The sequence below is a fragment of the Roseofilum sp. Guam genome (assembly GCF_017746735.1).
Taxonomy (GTDB): domain Bacteria; phylum Cyanobacteriota; class Cyanobacteriia; order Cyanobacteriales; family Desertifilaceae; genus Roseofilum; species Roseofilum reptotaenium.
Window position 1 is genome coordinate 35,346 of sequence record NZ_JAGHZN010000003.1, and the last position, 19,834, is coordinate 55,179.

Annotated in this window: 19 protein-coding genes; 13 read left to right on the top strand and 6 right to left on the bottom strand. The window is 43.4% G+C overall.

Annotated elements, in window-relative coordinates; genetic code table 11:
• Nucleotides 1–62: 62 nt before the first annotated feature.
• From J7529_RS01375 to J7529_RS01385, 3 genes are all read left to right on the top strand, one after another.
• Complete coding sequence (locus J7529_RS01375) at nucleotides 63–3,944, top strand: hydantoinase B/oxoprolinase family protein (RefSeq protein ID WP_318727504.1); 3,882 nt, start codon at nucleotides 63–65, stop codon at nucleotides 3,942–3,944.
• 79 nt (nucleotides 3,945–4,023) lie between these two features.
• Nucleotides 4,024–4,440: an element excision factor XisH family protein gene (locus J7529_RS01380; RefSeq protein WP_318727505.1), complete on the top strand. Its 417-nt coding sequence runs from the start codon at nucleotides 4,024–4,026 to the stop codon at nucleotides 4,438–4,440.
• On the top strand, nucleotides 4,428–4,763 hold the full coding sequence (locus tag J7529_RS01385; RefSeq protein WP_318727506.1) for a XisI protein: 336 nt from the start codon (nucleotides 4,428–4,430) through the stop codon (nucleotides 4,761–4,763). The genes J7529_RS01380 and J7529_RS01385 overlap by 13 nt, the downstream gene beginning before the upstream one ends.
• A 54-nt stretch (nucleotides 4,764–4,817) precedes the next feature.
• Here the strand turns inward: J7529_RS01385 and J7529_RS01390 are convergent, their stop codons facing one another.
• Nucleotides 4,818–5,423, bottom strand: coding sequence for a Uma2 family endonuclease (locus J7529_RS01390; protein ID WP_318727507.1), 606 nt, complete (start codon nucleotides 5,421–5,423; stop codon nucleotides 4,818–4,820).
• 103 nt (nucleotides 5,424–5,526) lie between these two features.
• Here J7529_RS01390 and J7529_RS01395 point away from each other — a divergent pair, with 103 nt between their 5' ends.
• The 3 genes from J7529_RS01395 (at nucleotide 5,527) to J7529_RS01405 (ending at nucleotide 8,651) form a co-directional block, all read left to right on the top strand.
• Nucleotides 5,527–6,189, top strand: a complete 663-nt coding sequence (locus J7529_RS01395; RefSeq protein WP_318727508.1) for a hypothetical protein — start codon at nucleotides 5,527–5,529, stop codon at nucleotides 6,187–6,189.
• Between the two features lie 71 nt (nucleotides 6,190–6,260).
• On the top strand, nucleotides 6,261–7,229 hold the full coding sequence (locus J7529_RS01400) for an aldo/keto reductase (RefSeq protein WP_271938223.1): 969 nt from the start codon (nucleotides 6,261–6,263) through the stop codon (nucleotides 7,227–7,229).
• Nucleotides 7,230–7,340: 111 nt separating this feature from the next.
• On the top strand, nucleotides 7,341–8,651 hold the full coding sequence (locus J7529_RS01405; protein ID WP_318727509.1) for a HEAT repeat domain-containing protein: 1,311 nt from the start codon (nucleotides 7,341–7,343) through the stop codon (nucleotides 8,649–8,651).
• Between the two features lie 43 nt (nucleotides 8,652–8,694).
• Here the strand turns inward: J7529_RS01405 and J7529_RS01410 are convergent, their stop codons facing one another.
• Nucleotides 8,695–9,309, bottom strand: a complete 615-nt coding sequence (locus J7529_RS01410; protein ID WP_318727510.1) for a Uma2 family endonuclease — start codon at nucleotides 9,307–9,309, stop codon at nucleotides 8,695–8,697.
• 208 nt (nucleotides 9,310–9,517) lie between these two features.
• Here J7529_RS01410 and J7529_RS01415 point away from each other — a divergent pair, with 208 nt between their 5' ends.
• The 3 genes from J7529_RS01415 to J7529_RS01425 all read left to right on the top strand — a co-directional run bounded on the left by J7529_RS01415 (nucleotide 9,518) and on the right by J7529_RS01425 (nucleotide 13,040).
• Nucleotides 9,518–9,940: a hypothetical protein gene (locus tag J7529_RS01415; RefSeq protein ID WP_318727511.1), complete on the top strand. Its 423-nt coding sequence runs from the start codon at nucleotides 9,518–9,520 to the stop codon at nucleotides 9,938–9,940.
• 107 nt (nucleotides 9,941–10,047) lie between these two features.
• A complete protein-coding gene (locus tag J7529_RS01420; RefSeq protein ID WP_318727512.1) occupies nucleotides 10,048–10,467 on the top strand; it encodes a hypothetical protein in 420 nt (139 codons plus the stop codon).
• A 35-nt stretch (nucleotides 10,468–10,502) separates the two neighbouring features.
• Nucleotides 10,503–13,040, top strand: coding sequence for an SH3 domain-containing protein (locus tag J7529_RS01425; RefSeq protein WP_318727513.1), 2,538 nt, complete (start codon nucleotides 10,503–10,505; stop codon nucleotides 13,038–13,040).
• A gap of 52 nt (nucleotides 13,041–13,092) precedes the next feature.
• Here the strand turns inward: J7529_RS01425 and J7529_RS01430 are convergent, their stop codons facing one another.
• Complete coding sequence (locus tag J7529_RS01430; protein WP_318727514.1) at nucleotides 13,093–13,248, bottom strand: hypothetical protein; 156 nt, start codon at nucleotides 13,246–13,248, stop codon at nucleotides 13,093–13,095.
• Between the two features lie 19 nt (nucleotides 13,249–13,267).
• A complete protein-coding gene (locus tag J7529_RS01435) occupies nucleotides 13,268–13,543 on the bottom strand; it encodes a hypothetical protein (RefSeq protein ID WP_318727515.1) in 276 nt (91 codons plus the stop codon).
• Between the two features lie 208 nt (nucleotides 13,544–13,751).
• Here J7529_RS01435 and J7529_RS01440 point away from each other — a divergent pair, with 208 nt between their 5' ends.
• The 4 genes from J7529_RS01440 to J7529_RS01455 all read left to right on the top strand — a co-directional run bounded on the left by J7529_RS01440 (nucleotide 13,752) and on the right by J7529_RS01455 (nucleotide 17,296).
• Nucleotides 13,752–15,659: a DNA-directed RNA polymerase subunit gamma gene (locus J7529_RS01440; RefSeq protein ID WP_271938232.1), complete on the top strand. Its 1,908-nt coding sequence runs from the start codon at nucleotides 13,752–13,754 to the stop codon at nucleotides 15,657–15,659.
• Nucleotides 15,660–15,781: 122 nt separating this feature from the next.
• Complete coding sequence (locus tag J7529_RS01445) at nucleotides 15,782–16,261, top strand: flavin reductase family protein (protein ID WP_318727516.1); 480 nt, start codon at nucleotides 15,782–15,784, stop codon at nucleotides 16,259–16,261.
• 46 nt (nucleotides 16,262–16,307) lie between these two features.
• Complete coding sequence (locus J7529_RS01450) at nucleotides 16,308–16,658, top strand: phenylpyruvate tautomerase MIF-related protein (RefSeq protein WP_318727517.1); 351 nt, start codon at nucleotides 16,308–16,310, stop codon at nucleotides 16,656–16,658.
• Between the two features lie 191 nt (nucleotides 16,659–16,849).
• Nucleotides 16,850–17,296, top strand: coding sequence for a hypothetical protein (locus J7529_RS01455; protein WP_318727518.1), 447 nt, complete (start codon nucleotides 16,850–16,852; stop codon nucleotides 17,294–17,296).
• A gap of 77 nt (nucleotides 17,297–17,373) precedes the next feature.
• On the opposite strand, the gene J7529_RS01460 is transcribed toward J7529_RS01455, so the two are convergent.
• A complete protein-coding gene (locus J7529_RS01460; RefSeq protein WP_318727519.1) occupies nucleotides 17,374–18,333 on the bottom strand; it encodes a D-2-hydroxyacid dehydrogenase in 960 nt (319 codons plus the stop codon).
• A gap of 112 nt (nucleotides 18,334–18,445) precedes the next feature.
• Nucleotides 18,446–19,831 (bottom strand): cytochrome c biogenesis protein, encoded by a 1,386-nt coding sequence (locus tag J7529_RS01465; RefSeq protein WP_318727520.1) that lies wholly within the window; start codon nucleotides 19,829–19,831, stop codon nucleotides 18,446–18,448.
• Between the last annotated feature and the right edge of the window lie 3 nt (nucleotides 19,832–19,834).

The window sequence follows — 19,834 nt, forward strand, 5'->3', positions numbered from 1 at the left end:
ATCCCAAGTTCCGGTAGAAACCCGGTTTCTGGGTTTCGTAATTTTTAATTTTTAATTGCCTTATGTCCTATTCTTATTCTAATCAGCGCTGGCATATTTGGATCGATCGCGGCGGAACATTTACCGATCTGGTTGCCCTGAGTCCAGAGGGTCAAACGGTGGCCCATAAATTACTCTCGGAAAATCCAGAACGCTATGCAGATGCAGCGATTCAAGGGATTCGCGATCTGTTAGGTGTGGGAGCGGATGAACCGATTCCCAGCGATCGCATTGCGGTGGTGAAAATGGGAACGACGGTGGCGACGAATGCCTTATTAGAGCGAAAAGGCGATCGCACTGTCCTGTTAATCACCCAAGGCTTTCGGGATGCGTTGCGTATTGGCTATCAAAACCGCCCGGATCTGTTTGCCCAACAGATTCAACTGCCAGAATTGCTCTATGAAGAGGCGATCGAAGTCCAGGAGCGTCTCAGTGCTAAGGGGCAAGAATTGCAACCGGTTAACCTGAACGCTCTTGCACCCCAACTGCAAGCCGCCTACGATCGCGGAATTCGCAGTTGTGCGATCGTCCTTTTACATGGCTACCGCTATCCCCAACACGAACAGGAGGTAGCGCAACTGGCGAAAAACATGGGCTTTACTCAAATCTCTGTCTCCCATCAAGTTAGCCCCCTGATCAAACTTGTCAGTCGCGGAGATACCACCGTTGTCGATGCATATCTGTCTCCCATTCTCCGACGCTACGTGAATCAAGTGCAAGAACAACTGAAAGGAGAATCAGGAGATGCCGTTAATCTAATGTTCATGCAGTCTAATGGCGGGTTAGTGGATGCCGAGCAATTCCAAGGTAAAGATAGCATCCTATCGGGGCCAGCCGGAGGGATTGTGGGAGCAGTACAAACCAGTGCCCAAGCCGGTTTTGAGAAAATTATTACCTTTGATATGGGCGGCACGTCCACCGATGTCGCCCACTATAACGGGGAATATGAACGACAATTTGATACCGAAATTGCTGGGGTAAGGGTGCGATCGCCCATGATGGCGATTCACACGGTAGCTGCTGGGGGCAGTTCGGTGGTATTCTTCGACGGTTCCCGCTACCGTGTCGGGCCGGATTCAGCCGGTGCAAACCCCGGGCCTGTCTGCTATCGACGGGGCGGCCCCCTGACGATCTCCGACTGTAATGTACTGTTGGGTAAACTGAATCCGCGCTTTTTCCCGGCGGTATTTGGCTCCCAGGGAAACCTACCTCTAGATGGCGATCGCGTGCGCGAGCAGTTCCAATCTCTAGCTCAGGAGATACAGAAAAAAACCGGAGATCTACGGACATCGGAACAGGTGGCGACGGGGTTTATTGCGATCGCCATTGAAAATATGGCCAATGCGATTAAAAAAATCTCTCTGCAACGGGGTTATGATGTTTCCGACTATACCCTCTGTTGCTTTGGCGGTGCAGGGGGGCAACATGCCTGTCAACTCGCCGATACATTAGGCATTCGTCAAATTGTTATTCATCCTTACGCTGGGGTACTCTCAGCCTATGGTATGGGACTTGCTGATATTCGCATCATGCGCGAACAAACCCTTGAAGAAGAGCTAACCGATGGTGTAATGGTGGAGTTGCAAGATCGGGTGATTCCCCAGTTAGTCAAAGACGCGCAAGCAGAATTATCGGGGCAATCCGGCGATCGTGAAGAAATTGTGGTTAAACTGCATCTAAAATATGAAGGCAGCGATACGCCTTTATTGGTCAATTTTTCCGATTCTTCTCTAGAAAGCCTCAAACAAGAATTTGAGCATCAACATCAGCAACGCTATGGATTTACCTTAACCCAAAAACCGTTAGTGGTGGATATGGTTTCAGTGGAAATTGTGCAAACCATGACTCATCCTGAAGGGGAAATTCAAGAACCTGTTACCGATAGCGTCCCCTCAGAAATGGCAAGAGTTCCCGTTTATTGTTCCATACAAAATCCTGTAGGGGCGGGTTCAGCAACATTTTCCGCTCCCCACCACGATCTCCGTGAACCCGCCCTTACAGCAACAACCTCTACAGAAACAGGTTGGCAATATGTGCCAGTTTACGACCGCCAAAAGTTACAACCAGGACACACAATAATTGGCCCGGCACTGATTATTGAATCTACCGGAACCAATGTAATTGAAAGCGGTTGGCAAGCACAAGTTCATCCCCGTCAACATTTAGTGTTAATGGCTATCAATGCGGCTTTGTACCCAGATGGGAAGGCGGGTTTATCGACATCTTCGCCTCCCCACCAAGAGCCTCGTAAACCCGCCCCTACGGAAACGGGATTTGTAAGGGCGGGTTTATCAATATCTTCGCCTCCCCACCAAGAGCCTCGTAAACCCGCCCCTACAGAAAATGCCCCTACGGAAAGGGTGAAAAAAGATCCCGTGCTGTTGGAAATTTTCAATAACCTATTTGGGGCGATCGCCGAACAAATGGGCGTAACCCTACAAAATACAGCGGTTTCCGTCAATATTAAGGAGCGTTTGGACTTTTCCTGTGCCCTATTCGATCCAGAAGGAAACTTAGTCGCCAATGCACCCCATATCCCAGTTCATTTAGGCTCCATGAGCGAAAGTGTAAAAGCCTTAATTCAAGATAAGGGCAACCAGATTAAACCGGGAGAGGTTTATCTTTCTAATAATCCCTATAATGGCGGAACTCATTTACCAGATATCACTGTAATTACGCCGGTTTTTTTACCTCAAAAACCTATCAAGCCCTCCTTTTATGTGGCTTCGCGGGGACATCATGCCGACCTCGGAGGCATTACTCCCGGCTCCATGCCACCCCATAGTCAAACGATTACGGAAGAGGGGATTTTATTCGATAATTTCCTGTTAGTAACTGAGGGGAGATTTGAAGCCGATTTACTGATCGATCGCTTGTTAGCTCCCCCCTATCCCGCTCGTAATTATTCCCAAAATTTAGCCGATTTACAAGCGCAAATTGCGGCCAATAATCAGGGGGTTCGAGAATTGGTAAAAATGGTCAACCAGTATGGTCTGGAAACTGTACAATCCTATATGGGATATGTGCAAGAAAATGCAGAACAGGCAGTGCGAGCGGCGATCGCCCAATTATCCAATGGTGAATTCACGTATGAATTCGATAATGGTGCAGTGATTCACGTGACCATCACGGTTGACCGAGAACAACGCAGTGCCACCATAGACTTTACCGGCACATCTGCCCAACTGCCCAATAACTTTAATGCCCCTAAAGCCGTCTGTCAGGCTGCCGTATTGTACGTCTTTCGCACCCTCGTGGACGACCCCATTCCCCTGAATGCTGGATGTCTGAAGCCGCTCAATATCAGGATTCCAGAGGGTTCCATGCTTAATCCCCACTATCCGGCTGCTGTTGTTGCGGGCAATGTAGAGACTTCCCAGGCGATCGTTGATACCCTCTACGGAGCGCTAGGACTCCTTGCCGCTTCCCAAGGAACCATGAATAACTTTACCTTCGGCAACCCAGATTATCAATACTACGAAACCATTTGCGGCGGTTCTGGCGCTGGCCCAACATTCCACGGTACAGACGCGGTGCATACCCACATGACCAACTCAAGGCTGACCGATCCAGAAGTCCTAGAACACCGCTTTCCCGTCCGTTTGGAAGAATTTGCCATCCGTTCCCAAAGTGGCGGCCAAGGGCAATTTTGCGGCGGTAATGGCATCGTGCGCCGCATCCAATTCTTAGAATCCATGACGGCAGGTATTCTTTCTAACCATCGCCAAATTCCCCCCTTCGGTCTAGCTGGTGGCGAACCCGGAGCCGTAGGTCGCAACTGGATCGAGCGCAAAAACGGTTACACTGAAGAACTCGATAGTACAGCAACCGTAGAGTTAGATGCAGGCGAAAAAATCACCATTGAAACCCCAGGAGGCGGAGGCTGGGGAATGAAGTTAAACTAAAAGAAAAACCACTTTATTTGGATGAGGAGATTAAGCAGCCGTCGCCCAAGGTGGGGTTTAAACGTGAGGAGGTGGAGTGATGCCTGCCAAGGATATATATCATGATGTGGTGAGGAATGCGTTAATTAAGGATGGGTGGGAAATTACCGACGATCCTTTGATTTTGTCCATTGGCAAGAAAGATTTATGTGTAGACTTAGGAGCAGAAAAGTTGATTGCAGCACAGAAAGATAATCAAAAAATAGCCGTAGAAATTAAAAGTTTCATCGGTCAGTCACAGGTTAACGATCTAGAAAAGGCGCTGGGGCAATATGTGCTTTATGATGAAATTATGATGGACAAGCGAGAAAACAGAATTCTCTATCTGGCGATTAAAAAATCTGCTTATGAGGAGATTTTCAAGCAACCCATTGGACAGTTACTCTTACGGCGAAATATTCTTAAGTTATTGGTCTTTGATGAAATGGAGGAGGTTATTCTAGAATGGATACAATAGATCGATACTATTCAATAATTTATCCGATTTTAAAAGAATATGCAGACCTTCCCTATCGTTTCGGCAAGGTAGAACGCCGTGTGATTGTGAGTGATGATAAAACACACTATTTTTTTATGACTTGGGGATGGGAAAGTGGGCTTAGAGTGCATGGTTGTATCGTTCATTTGGAGGTGGTGGCAGATAAAATTTGGATTCATGAGGACGGTTTAGAAGATGGCATTGCAGATGATTTACTGCGAGTAGGTATTGCAAAAGACAAGATTGTTTTAGGATTTCATCCCCCAGAGGTACGTCCTCATACAGGGTTTGCTGTGAGTTAATGAGATGGAGTTATGGGTGAAGTGATCTATTTGATATCCTTATCAAATCTAAACTCAAACTCGGCGCAAATTCAAAACAAAACCGGGTAAGATTTCTTCACCGGATAATTCGGTTGGATTCGACAATTTTTCTGCCTCTAAACCAACTCGATACACTTCCACCATTCGATTTTGGGGATCGATTAACCAACCGAGTTTTGCTCCATTGTCGATATACTCTTGCATTTTCTCTTGCAGGGATTTTAGGGTATCCGACTTTGAGCGCAATTCCACCACAAAATCTGGGCAAATATGGGGGAATGTTCCCTTTTGCTCATCCGTCAGTGCATCCCAGCGCTCTTGACTTATCCAGGCAGCATCGGGAGAGAGATTTGCGCCATTGGGTAAGATGAATCCGGTAGAAGAGTCAAATGCTTCTCCTTGTTGATATTCTTCGTACCAGCGATGCAGTTGTCCAATAATGCTGAAATTACGTTTTCCGGTTTCCCAACCTGTGGGTGGATTCACAATTAGTTCTCCTTGTGCAGTTCTTTCCAGTCGTAATTCTCGATTGCTAGCAGCTAGAGCTTCAAACTGTTCTTGCGTGACATAGAGCTTCAAGGTTTTGGGTAATGTCAGCAAGAGAGTTTCTATTTCGTGTTTGGCGGATGTCTGTACCATGTTCACCTCTGCGAGCCTATAATTCATTTTAGGCGATCGCGTACAGTAATGAGGACACCTTCTCATTTGCCAGTATAAAGCAGACAAAATAGAAGATAGTACTATGAAAATCAAGAAATATTGGTGGGTTTTGATTCTGATTCAGCTAACTCTTCTAGTTGTCATTATTAACGGACAATTCGCTATCTCTAGCGATCGCTCCTCTCTTTTGTACAGAGAAGATTTGCGGGAAATTCCTGCGGCTATTCCCATAACTCAGGAACATATTAGCCATGAAGGTTTAACGCTTAATTTATATGGTTCAGCGAAAGAAAGTCTGAAAAAAAGTCATCATGAGAATATAGTAAACGATCCTTATTACCTATGGTCGGGGAGATGCTCGAGCAACTGGGCAGTAACGTTTAGTCACCGGCAATTTCTGGTTGACTTGAGAGGAGTGGCTAAAATCAGGTGGCGAACCAAACAGTCGGGTTTCAGAAGATTGCACATTCTCTTAAAACTTGAGGATGGCACTTGGTTAGTGAGCGATCGCACTCAAGGAGCATCGGAAGACTGGAAAATCGGTGAATTTAACCTGATGGACTTAGAATGGTATGCACTCTCAATGGAGACGATAACAGAAACAGATAAAGTCTCCTCTGTCGATCTTTCACGAGTGGATGAAATCGGAATTACAGATCTGATGAGAGGAGGCTCGAGTTCAGCATCCTCTAGACTAGACTGGATCGAAGTCTATGGAAAACCGGTAGAACGCTTCAATTCTTAGTCAATCGGCGATCGCTTCGATCCTTGACTACAATTGAACCAACAAAACCTTAAATTCCATAATCAGCCAAAATGATTACACGCCGAGAATTTGTCAAAACTGCTGCGGTTGCTAGCGCGACTGCTGTTGTCGTTCCCCATTTGAGTCTTGGGAGTTCACCCTCTTATGATGCGAAGCAACTGCCAACTAGAACACTCGGAAAGACAGGAATAGAGGTTCCACCGATCGTTATCGGTTGTGGTAGTCGATTTATGGCGATCCAAGACGAGGATCAGGCTCTTGAGTTACTCGAATATGCCCTCGATCGCGGATTATATTGTTGGGATACAGCCGCAAATTATGGAAACCACGAGATTTCTAGCGAGGAGCGTTTGGGCAAGTTGCTCAAACAGAGGAGAAAGGAAGTCTTTTTAGCCACTAAGGTAGCTCAACGAGATGGGGAAAGTGCTAAAAAAACGATTGAGAGAAGCTTGAAACGTCTTCAGACAGATTACATCGATCTCCTGCAAGTTCATTCTATAAAGTCTGTTGAAGATGTTGAAACTCTAGGACAAAAAGGTCAGGTTTTGGAAGTGCTGCATCAATATAAAGAAGAAGGGGCGATCGCACATATTGGCTTTAGTGGACATACTTCAGCCGAAGCAATGAAGAAAGCAGCTCAAATGTACGATTTTGATACCATGCTGATCGCGATGAATCATCAGCGTCCAGAACAGAAATTTGAGGAACAAGCCGTTCCAGCCGCAGGAAGTAAGGGAATGGGAGTACTGGCAATGAAGGTCATTCGCCCTAGAGAAACTATTGAAAACCTCAATCCTAGGGATCTGCTCGGTTATGCTTTGAGCTTAGATCATATTGCAGCAGCCGTCGTTGGAATAGATAGCTTGGCAATCTTGAAAGATAACATCGATTTCATTCAGAATTTTAGCCCCTTATCCGCCCCGAAAATGGAAGAAATGAGAGTTAAGCTAGCACCATTCTACAGAAATGAGCAATTAGCTTGGATGAAACCTGGGTATGAAGATGGAAGGAATGCCTGAATGAGTCAACCTAGTCAGCCTATCAACTGGAATGCTTTCTGCACTCGCCCATTCTGGGAGATTTGGGTAGAAACCGGGTTTCTGAATCGTTTCTCAAGAGGTTGAATCGCCATGACACCAGAAGATTTAGGATCTGAACAAGTAGAGCCGCTTATTAGTGCTTCCGCCATTGCTGACTGGCACTTTTTTCTGCCCGCAGACCATTGTCCAGAACAGCCGTCGAGCCAACCCTATCGGATTTTTGAATCTCGTTGGCGCGAGGTCATTTTATCGTGGTTGGGACGCGAAGATGTGGAGGAGGAGAAGAAGGAGCAGTTTATTGAGACGTTAGTGAATTTTAAAGATAGCTGTGAATTTTATGAATATCATGCCTATTTTCTAGCGGCGGTTGGCATTCGCGAGTTTAAAACTTGTACTCTTGCTGGTGAAATTATTCAGCAAGTAGTCAATTGTGGGTTTGCAACTTTTGATCGAGAAACACAGCTATGGTATATACTGATTCCAACCATTACTCAAGCAGCTAGAGAAACTTTAGCACAAACTGACATCAGCCGAGTTATTGAATCTATTAGCGCTATGGTACAACAACCTGACTGTCCTGAAGATACTTATCGAGAAGCGCTTGAATTTATCGAGAAAATTGGGAAAGGTAATTCCCAAGCGATCGCAGCGTTGATTCACCTTCTCAAGAACACTAAGGATGAATCTATTGGTAAAGATATAACCCTGACTTTAGAGAAAATTGACCTAGGTAATTCCCAAGTGATCGCAGCGTTGATTCACCTTCTCAAGAATACTAAGGATGAATCTATTGGTAAAGATATAACCCTGACTTTAGGGAAAATTGACCTAGGTAATTCCCAAGCGATCGCAGCTTTAATCGAAGTCCTCCAACAAAGTGAAGATAAAGAAATCTGTGGGTTGGCAGCTTGCAGTTTAGCGGAAATCGCACCCAGTAATGCTGAGGCGATCGCGGCTTTAGTCGGAGTTGTCAGGGAAACGGAGAGTGAAGAGACTCGTTGCCAAGCAGCTAGAAGTTTAGGCAAAATTGACCCAGGCAATCCCCTGGTAATTCCAGCATTAATCCAAGTTATCAAAAATACTGAGGAGGGTTATACCCGTGGAGCAGCGGCTAAAAGTTTAGTCGAAATGGGACAGGGCAATCATGAAGCGATCGCTACTTCAATCCAATTCATTGTAGATACCGAAACTTCATATCTTCATAAGTACCCGCCCGAATATTTAGGCAAAATGCTTGTGACTAATCAACAACGGCAAAGTGTCGTCTCAGCACTCCAACAGCACCTCAACACTGACAATGAAAATAAGCTTGCCCTTTTCCAAGCCTGCTATCAACTCCTCTGGAACATTGCCCAACACTTATCCTACGCCGACTTCTACCGCGCTTGGCATCAGGTTTAGCTGTACTAAAATAGTCTAATTAAATTTACTGCCCAAATAAAGCCTAATCCCAGACTCGGCCCAAATTCAAGACAAAACTGGGTAAAACTTCTTCACCCGATAATTCAGTTGGATTGGACAAAACTTCTACCTCTAAACCGACTCGATAAATTTCCACCGTTCGATTTTGCGGATCGATTAACCAACCCAGTCTGGCTCCATTTTCCATGTACTCTTGCATTTTCTCTTGCAGTGATTTTAGGGTATCCGACTTGGAACGCAATTCCACCACAAAATCTGGGCAAATATTAGCAAATGTTCCCTTTTGCTCATCCGTCAGTGCATCCCAACGCTCTTGACTTATCCAACATGTATCAGGAGAGAGATTTGCGCCATTGGGTAAAATGAATCCAGTAGAAGAATCAAATGCTTTACCTAAATTACCATTATCTTCATACCAACGACCCAATTGTCCAATAATGCTAAAGTTACGTTTTCCGGTTTCCCAACCTGTGGGTGGATTCACAATTAATTCTCCTTTTGCAGTTCTTTCCAATTGTAATTCTCGATTGCTGGCAGCTAGAACTTCAAATTGTTCTTGCGTGACATAGAGCTTGAGGGTTTTCGGTAACGTCAGCAAGAGCGTTTCGGTTTCGGGTTTTACTGGTGTCTGTACCATGTTTACCTCAAAATGCTATAGAGCTATTTTAGGCGATCGCCTCTGACCCATCGCCGTAATTTACTGATAAAAATTAAAATTTCCTGAGAGAATAACAGTTTCAGCCTATCTCACTTCATTTTATTAAGATTTATAAACTATACTGCTGGTATAATAGATACTTGAGCTATAACAGACAGATGTATAGTATGTTATATAGGCAGAAAGCATGAATGAACCTAAAGCACCTGAACAAAATCGTTCTATATCTATTGGTGGGGATGTTACCGGAAGCTCTATTGTCACAGGAGATGGCGGTCAGAGTAAAGTTCAATTTCAGCAAGCACCTCTACCTAAACCTGAAACAGTTAATATTATTTTTAGTGAGTTAAAAGCAATAGAGGAGATTTTTACCAATTTTAACGATCCGATCGCAACTGGTGTGGCACAAAAGCTGGCATCTGAAGCTGAAAAGCCTGAATCAGATCCTACTATTGTAGCTGAAACACTTGACACCGGGCTTAACTATATTCAGAAACTTTCAGCATTTGCAGAGAACGTCAATCAGCTACAACCTCATGTAAAAGCTACTGCAAATTGGCTAGGTGAACATGGACATAAATTGCTACCACTAGTTGGGTTGGGACTTTAGAAATCTATTCCCGTATTTGAGTGAGTGTCTAAAGTCGCTCTTTTAGGAACAAGACACTATAGACACTCCTAACTGTATCTCGATAGATATAATCAATATATAAATAAATGGCTAGAAATACTCAAACCTCTAACGATCGCAGTATTGGTGTTCAAGGAAGTACAAATGATAGCATTCTTGTTTCTGGAGATAGCAACCAAATTGCACAGCAGACTATTGGCGATAACATCACCGCTAATGGTGATATCTCACTTGAAAACATAACCCAAATTGGGCATCAAACCATCATTCAAGGAGAAGTATTCTTTGAAGAAGTTTCAGTTAACCCATCCAATTTTCAAGGGATAAACGTTGAAAATCCAACATGGCTTGTCAATTTAGTTAATAAGATTGAAAGGAAAAAAGTTGTTGTCCTTGAAGGAGATAGAAATGTTCGCAAGCCAGATATAGCAAGATATATAGCCTATCGTATCCTTCAAAAAATATCAACAAGAAAATTTCTGTTAAGGAATCAATTCGAGACTTAAACATTGGACTGAATCTTCAGTATGAACTAAGGAGAGTGGAAGAACCAACAGTATTTATTCTTTCAGATATCTCTTTCAAAACTTTTGGTGCTTCTTTCGAGAAACTTAAAGAAAGTGCAGCAACCAGTGGTCATTACATACTTGCTACAACAAATGAATCAAAAGAAGCTTGGCGTTCCGAAAATCAAGATTGGTTTTGTAAAATCATAGGAGATGATATTGAGAATTGCGATCGCTTTATCGATAAACTATCAGATGAAAGGTTGATAAGTGAATGGTACTATAATGAGAAGGAATTGAGTTCTCGCGAACAGCTCCTAGCAATAGCATTAAGCTTATTTGATGAAACCTATGGAGATCAATTTTTTGCAGCTCTTGAACACCTTGTTGAGAATATTTGGAAACGACGAGACCCCACATTACGCGCTCTAGATTACTGTGATTTAGATAAGCTTCTAGCATTTTTCTCATTTTCAGGAAGAAATGAACAAGAAGAGACTATTAAAGTCACTTCTTCAAGGCAACGACAATTATTATTAAAGGTGGCTTGGTCTAGTCATAGAAGACAAATCCTTAGTGCATTACCCATTCTAGTAGACTTAGCAAAAAGCTCAATTGAGGGTAATAGTTTAGAACTATATGGTTCTGCAGAAAGAAGAGCTAGAATTCGCCAAACTATTAGTGAATCAATTAGTAACATCGGCTTAATCTCTCAAGAGAGTAAAGTATTTGAAGAACAGTTACTTTCCTTAGCATCTGACAAACATATTGAAGTTCAGGCAGTAGCAGCAACTGCCTTAGCCGTATGGCGAAATAGTGACAAAAAAGAACTTATCCAGCTAGATAGTAATAGTAATGCCAATGGTAATAATAATACTCGTTATAATCCAGACCAAAAGTTATTCAACATTATTACTCGTTGGCAAGAACAAACACAGATCGTAAATCTGGTTGATTCTTTCTTAAGAAGTAAAAATTACAATCTGGGTGAGAAACCGGTAAATTATATACGTGCGACCATTGCATTGACGGTAGGCTTGGCATCAGAAACAGATCCTTATGATCGAATGTCAGAAGAATTATTGGAATTATTGAGAAAGCTAGTAATCGATACAAGTAAACTTGTTCGAGATCGTGTATTTTTTGATGCTTTGCCTAGAATTGTAAGAAGGCATACTAGACAAGTTCAAAGTGAACTAGAAGATTTTTTAATTGATGCTGATATTGAATTGATTGTAGCTATATCAAAAAGCTTATCAGAAGCTTATAAATTCAGACCAGATGCAGTTTTAGATATCCTTGAATCATGGAAAGAAAAATCACAAGTTACTGAATCTTCAAAGATTGCCAAAGGTCAAAAAACAATTAGAGAAGCTTTACGCTCTACTGTGGCACTAACGTATGGAGAACTCAATACTGAGAGCATAGAAAGGATAATTAATTACCTTAAAAGTATACTTTCTGATGAAAAGCATCCTTTTGTGCGCTCTTTAGCAATTGTTGCAATAGGAATGCAATCCCAAAAATATTTCGATGATTTCCAGATCATTGCACCAAAGTTGAAAGGATTAGTATCTGAAATAACTCAGGAAGAGCGAAACGAGATTGCAAATATACTAACTAACATTTATTTAAAACAGAGAGCCAGTTTGACAGGAGGAGATAGAGTTATTGAAATTCAAGGCAAACAATATTCAGTATGGCTTGATTCACAAAGACCTTTAACTACTGTGGAACAAGCAATGATTGACTGGGCTAAAGATGATAGTAATATTTCAGCACAACAAGTTGCTACTCAAGCTTCCGTAAATTTTGTTGACAAATTTGATAAAGAAGAGGCTGAAAAAATTGAACAATTGAGAGAGGAGATAGAAAATAGCACAATTGAGACTCTTGAAGAATACCCTCAAGTAATTAAAGGTGTTCAGCCTCCTGAAGATTGGTACATGGGAAAGTTAATTCCTTGGTTCGTAACTCGTGATTTTGAAAATTCTGGTGACTTTGAAAATAATAGAACAAGTATTCGTAATATTCTCCCAGAAAGTTTATTTCACTACAAAAAGAACAGAGAAAGCATGAATTTTGTTCTTGAAAAATGGAAAAATACTTCAGATAAACGCATTCAGAATATTGCAGATAGGTTAAAATCGGGCATTTTCTGGGCACAGAACATGAAATTGGTAATGTTTGGTGTTCTCTTGATTATAGTTAACTTGGTTAATACCAGCATCAATCAATTTAAAAAACTGCCTCCTACTAACAATGCAAAAGAAATCACGCAACCTAGTTCAAGTTCTTCTTCCACATCGCCTACTCCTTCTCAATCACCTACTACTTCTAAACTTCAAGACAACACTAATGCGACCGTTGTGGGAGATCGAAAAGATTATTATAAAAATGTTCGAGCTGGAATTACTACTAACTCACCAGTACTATTTGAACTACCTATTGGAAGCCGGGTTCAGATAATTGGAAGTAGATACGATGCAGATGGTTTTCCTTGGTATAAAATCTATAGTCCTCAGAAGAGAAGAGAAGGATGGATTGCCGGTCAATTGATAGAACGTGACTAATCACAAAGTCGTAAGCCTATAAATTAGCTCTCTAAACTCTGAACATATAAATTTAATCATAAATAGGGCTTGCTGTATAAGTGTCAAACTCAGACTGGATAAAGGTTTTCAGCTTTTTCTGGCGAAAAAAGTGCAAGGCGATCACATCGAGCTGCTCAAAATCTTTGCATTTTCCTGGAAAATTTGCGGGCAAATTGGTGATCGCCACACTGATATGAAAGTGCCAGTCATACAGCCTCTAGAATTCCTATGGCAACTTTTTCAGCAAGCCCTATGTATCCCTTAACCTGTCGGAGTTGTGCCGATTGTAATTTAGGAAAGCACGTCGTATGTTCGGGATGTTGAGTCAAGGAAGCCGCCACCACGACAGACGTATCAAATAAAGCTTTCATAATTGACAGAATTGGAGTCTTCGCGCGATCGGCTTTTAAAAACTCCAAAAGCCTGATTTTCTCAGCATCGGATAGATTTTCTAGGATAGGGAATAATTCAGAAACTGTCATTGTTATTGTTCTATGCCACTTCTTGAGTTTAAATCATCACATAGGCTTTCATCAAAGCGGATCGGTAAGGATTGATTTAGAGCGATCGCCCCTGCAACCCAGACAAAAACCGACCCATTCCCCATTACCACCTCAAAGCGCTATAATAGTAGATTGGGCTAGTCCAGATTCTCAAGGCAGCGTTATTCACCCTCATTGAACAGAAGCAATGAAAAATCAGCAACAACGGTTTGATTACGTCAAAATTGGTATCGCTTCTCCTGACCGGATTCGGCAATGGGGAGAGCGAACCCTTCCCAATGGGTCAGTCGTTGGGGAAGTAACCAAACCGGAAACCATCAACTATCGTACTCTCAAACCCGAAATGGATGGCCTCTTCTGCGAGCGGATTTTTGGGCCAGCAAAAGATTGGGAATGCCATTGTGGCAAGTATAAACGAGTTCGCCATCGGGGGATTGTTTGCGAGCGTTGCGGCGTAGAAGTGACCGAATCGAGAGTCCGTCGCCATCGCATGGGTCATATTCAATTAGCCGCTCCAGTCGCCCATGTATGGTACTTAAAAGGCATACCCAGCTATATGGCCATTCTACTGGATATGCCCCTCCGGGATGTCGAACAAATTGTGTATTTTAATGCCTATGTGGTTCTCGATCCTGGAAATACCCCAGAGGTCGCTAAGACCAATGAAGAAATTCCCTCCCTCAGTTATAAACAACTGCTCAATGAAGACCAGTGGATGGATATTGAAGACCAATTGTATTCTGAAGATTCAGAATTAATTGGTGTAGAAGTGGGCATTGGTGCAGAGGCCATTGAGCGATTACTAGCCGATTTGGAATTGGAAACCGTAGCGGAACAACTGCGCGAAGATATCCTCAATTCTAAAGGGCAAAAACGGGCGAAGTTAATTAAACGTTTGCGGGTCATTGATAACTTTATTGCCACCGGTTCTAAGCCGGAATGGATGATTTTGAGTATGCTGCCGGTGATTCCGCCCGATTTGCGCCCGATGGTGCAGTTGGATGGAGGACGGTTTGCCACCAGCGATTTAAACGATCTGTATCGCCGGGTGATTAACCGCAATAACCGATTAGCTCGACTGCAAGAAATTTTAGCCCCGGAGATTATTGTCCGTAATGAAAAGCGGATGTTACAAGAAGCCGTGGATGCTCTGATTGATAATGGTCGGCGCGGTCGCACGGTGGTGGGAGCGAATAACCGACCCCTCAAATCTCTGTCCGATATTATTGAAGGGAAACAGGGACGTTTCCGACAAAACTTGTTAGGAAAACGGGTGGATTATTCCGGTCGTTCTGTAATTGTTGTGGGGCCAAAGCTGCAAATTTACCAATGTGGCTTACCCAAGGAAATGGCGATCGAATTGTTCCAACCGTTTGTGATTCATCGCTTAATTCGCCAAGGATTGGTCAATAATATTAAGGCGGCGAAAAAGCTGATTCAACGGAACGATCCTAGTGTTTGGGATGTTTTAGAAGAGGTGATTGAAGGTCACCCAGTTTTGCTGAACCGCGCTCCAACATTACACCGGTTGGGGATTCAAGCCTTTGAACCGATGCTTGTGGAAGGGCGAGCCATTCAGTTGCATCCGTTAGTTTGTCCGGCGTTTAACGCCGACTTTGATGGAGACCAAATGGCGGTGCATGTGCCGTTGTCGTTGGAGTCCCAATCTGAGGCGCGGTTGTTAATGTTAGCGTCAAATAATGTGATGTCTCCAGCGACGGGGCGGCCCATTATTACGCCATCTCAGGATATGGTGTTAGGATGTTACTATTTAACGGCGGAAAATCCTTGGGCGCAGAAAGGGGGCGATCGCTTTTTTGCTTCTTTAGAAGATGCCATTCGTGCCTACGATCAAGCCCAAGTAGACCTACATGCCTATATCTGGGTTCGTTATGATGGTGAAGTGGAATCTCCAGAAAAAGATGATGAAATCGTTTCTGAAGAGAAGCTCGAAGACGGAACAGTAAACCGTATTTACCGCTATCGACGAGTACGAGAAACAGCCGAAGGTGAGCAGATTTGCCAGTATATTCGCACAACACCGGGTCGGATTATCTTTAATAAGACGATTCATGATTCTATCCTCACGGCTTAGTCTCCTAGTCGTTGGCTATCTAATTGAGGTAGGGTGCATTAGCGAAAGCGCAAGGCACCCTACTCTATTTTTTGTTAAACTAACCTGGATAGACCAAGTATGAAATATTCGGAGAAATTCCTGTGTTAGATGAACAGGCAAAGAAAACCCTGTTAAGAAAAATCCCCCATGGCTTGTATATCTGTGGGGTAAAAGATGGGGAAGAAGTGAATGGTTTTACGGCGAGTTGGGTAATGCAAGCCTCTTTTACCCCTCCTTTGGTGGTCAATTGTGTGAATACTAAGTCTCAATCCCATGCCATGATTCAATCGAGTGGGGTATTTGCTTTAAGTATTCTGGAAGCGGGACAAAAGGATTTAGCCCAGCAATTTTTTAAGCCTCAACGCCGAGTCGGGAATAAGTTTGAATCAGTGGACTTTTATCTGGGTGAAACTGGATGTCCGATCATTACCGATACCTTAGGATATGTGGAATGCCAGGTTGTGGGAGCGGTAGAAAAAGGCGATCATACAGTATTCGTGGGGGAAGTGATTGCCGCAGGAATTCACCGGGAAGGTGAGCCACTCTTACTCGAAAGTACAGGTTGGAATTATGGCGGTTAGCTGAATAACGATAATCACGATAAAAATTGGGAGGTTGATTTAACTTATGCCATTAATCAAAATTCAAACATCTGTTCCAATTCCAGAGAAGATTGCAGTTACAGGTTTGCTGCAAATACTTTCAGCTAAATTAGCCCAACACTTGGGGAAACCCGAATCTTATGTCATGACTGCTTTTGACGCTGATGTGCCGATGACATTTGGGGGAACCTCAGATCCGGTATGCTACATTGAGGTGAAGAATATTGGCGGGATGAGTCCTGCTCAAACCCAGAGTATGAGTCAGGATTTTTGCGAAGCGATCGCTGAAAACTTAGGAGTACCCCCCAATCGTACCTATATTGAGTTTGCAGGTGCTGAGGGTAGTATGTGGGGTTGGAATGGTGGGACATTTTAAGGGTTCGTCATAGCATCGCCCCTGTATAATCATCACAAATAGGGATAGGTTAGCCCATAAGGTTGAGGATCGCAGTTCATATCTGTGGGTTCACCTCCCCCCAAACTTGGATCAGAATCAGGGACATCGGCTCATTTGTAGGATCTACCGTTATCTATGGATAGATTAATCGTTGTTCGACTTCTAGAGCTATGAAGCCATTTTCTTCCCTCGATCCGGTTTTAAGCCGTTTTTTGTCTAAAATGCCGAGCCATATTGCGGTAACCTTTAGTGAGGAGCAACTCGAGGAGATTAGGAAGCAATTGGGCGATCGCCAATGGCAGGTACATCCATTCGATCTGCGTCTATCTTTCCCTATTTTTAATCGCTGGTTCTATCTTGTCATTCTAGCTGGACGGGAGCGCCGACACCATCAACGCTCAGGTCAACAGTCAAATTTAAATCAAGGAGAATGGGGTATCCCCTTAAATTTAAAAACGATCAGTAATTTGTTAGCTTGTGTCACTTTTATTTTAATTCTGATTCCCGCCCTATTCGGACTCTCCTATCTGTATGCTTCTGTTGAATCAGAAAACAATCAAGCTCCGAGCGCAATTGAAGAAAGTATCGATCGCATTCTCAGTGATTGGGGACTGTGATCAATTAAATATTAAAAATGATTGCTAATCAAACAATCAGGGTTTCAATCCCATTCCCTATTCCCTCGCGCGAAGCGCTATACTCGGTTGCGAGGCTCTCCGTTCAGGAATGCCTCGATATTTTTGTGAACTTCTGTGATTAACCGTTCTCTAGATTCGTGGGAAATCCAGGCGATATGAGGGGTAATCAAAAGTCTATCTTTATTTTCGATCTGAAAGAGGGGATTATCTTCTTGCGGAGGTTCTGTTTCTAAAACATCTAAACCTGCGGCAGCAATTTCTCCAAGATCTAGGGCTGATGCTAAGGCTGCTTCGTTGACAATTCCACCACGACTGAGATTGAGCAAAATTGCCTCAGAAGACATCATTTTAAGTTGGGCTTCATCAATCAGATTTGCCGTTTTTTCATTTAAGGGTGCATGAATAGAAATAATATGAGACTGTTGCAGAAGTTGATCTAAATCGATGCATTTAAAGGGTTGCTCTCGGTTTTTGCCACTGGTGGAGAAATATGAAACTTGACATCCAAAAGCTTGGGCAATATCGGCTACTTTTCTGCCGATGGCTCCCATACCGATAATTCCCCAGTGTTTGCCAGAAAGTTCATAAAAGGATTCTCCCAAGTGGTTAAACGTGGGACTTTCACACCATTGTCTACTGCGCGTATAATCGTCAAAATAACGAGAATGGTGGGACAGATAAAAGAGCATGGAAAAGGTATGGGCAACCACACTGTTCGTGGAGTAACCCACTGCATTGGTGACGATAATTCCCTGTTCGGCTGCACATTGGATATCGATAATATTGTATCCTGTAGCAGCGACACAAATCAGCTTTAGAGCATTGGTACTTTCGAGAATTTGGCGATTAAGAGGAACTTTATTGGTGATAACAATTTGAGCGCCTTGAATTCTGGCAGCGACTTCTTCAAGTTGAGTCGTGGCGAACACTTCCAATGTGCCGAATTGCTCTAATCTGCTGAGGTTGACATCGCCGATGGTGGCGGCATCTAAAATAACAATTTTTGGGGATTTCATAGAGATTGGGGAATAGGGAATAGGGAATAGGCAATAGGGAAATCATTTTTTCCCTTAAAAGTCCCGATTTTTAATTAAGGCTTTCCCTATCACAGTAAAAATGCTGTATGGATTATGCCTCAATTGCTGGTGTTTTGGTTTCTGATGGGGTGTTTTCTTGAACCCGATCGAGGATTTTCAGTACTTCTTGTTCAAAGGTGACTTGAGCGCGGTTAGTTTTGCCGCCAACGTAAAAGTTGTCTCCATTTTGCAATGCCCAAATTTGAGAGTGAGAAAAATAACTCATAACGACAGCAATCATGAGTAGCCCAAATCCGGTATAAACGACGGGAATACCGGGATCGGCTTTAATTTGTAATCCTGTGCTGCCAATAACGTCCAGGACTTTCAAGGTAACGCCATTAACTTCTATGTCCATTCCCTGGCGCACCGTGCCGATGAGTTGTCCCTGGTTATCATAAACAATGAGAGTTCCCTGTAAATCTTTGGTGACTAGGGCAACGCCTTCGCTCATATCAGGTGTGGTGGGTATCCAGGTTCCCCAGATTCTGCCTTCGGTTTGTATGGGCAGTTTAGCCATAGGAATCTTGAAGATAGGAGAGTTATTCACTCTTACTTTAACAGCCGCGATCGCCCAATCGGCTTGGTACAAGGTTACGCCTCGATAGCGCAACGGCTGATTCACATGGATTTCTTCCCGTTTGACTTCTTCTCCCTGGTTATCTAATACGGATAAATCCGAATAAAATTGCTCAATTCTGCCCTCTGGACTATAGTCAATCCAAAATCGATTCACGCGCACCGACCAATCTTTGGGGACTTGGGATTGGGCAAAGGGCCCGGCTTCAATGATATTTTTAATCTCAAAGGTATCCCCACTGGGAATGATTTCTTGAGCCATAAATCCGGTCATGGAGCCTAAGATCGATCCGGCTAAAATAATCAGCATACTCGCATGAACGATAATGGGCCCAATTCTGCCAATAATGCCTTTGCGAGCGTATAGGGTTTCTCCCTCTCGAAAGACTCGATACCCGTATTGTTTTAAAATGGGTTCTAACGAGTCATTCGACCCTTGATTGAGTTGGGTACTCAGAGCCAGTTTTTCAAATTGTTGTGGTTTTTGGTAATACTTCCACCGGTTAGCAGCTTTGAGAGTCGGCAGTTGGCGGGTAAACGTGCAAGCGGTTAAACTTGAGCCGAAGAGGACAAGCAGCGCCAAAAACCACCAGGTGCTATAAACATGGTCTAAGCCAACGGTTAATAAGACTTTCCAGGAGAGGAAGCCAAATAGGGCGGGGTCTTCGGGGTAGTTGGCTTGATAAAATTGGAGAGAGTGCCCCTGTTCTATGACTGTACCGGAAATGCTGAAGATGGCGATCGCCAACAGCAGAATAATCGCTAACCGTAAATCGGCTAATGTGGGCAGCACTTGTTTTTTCCACCATTGCAGGGGATGGAAGGGGAGCGGAGCAGAAGCGTTTTGATCGGAAGTCATCAG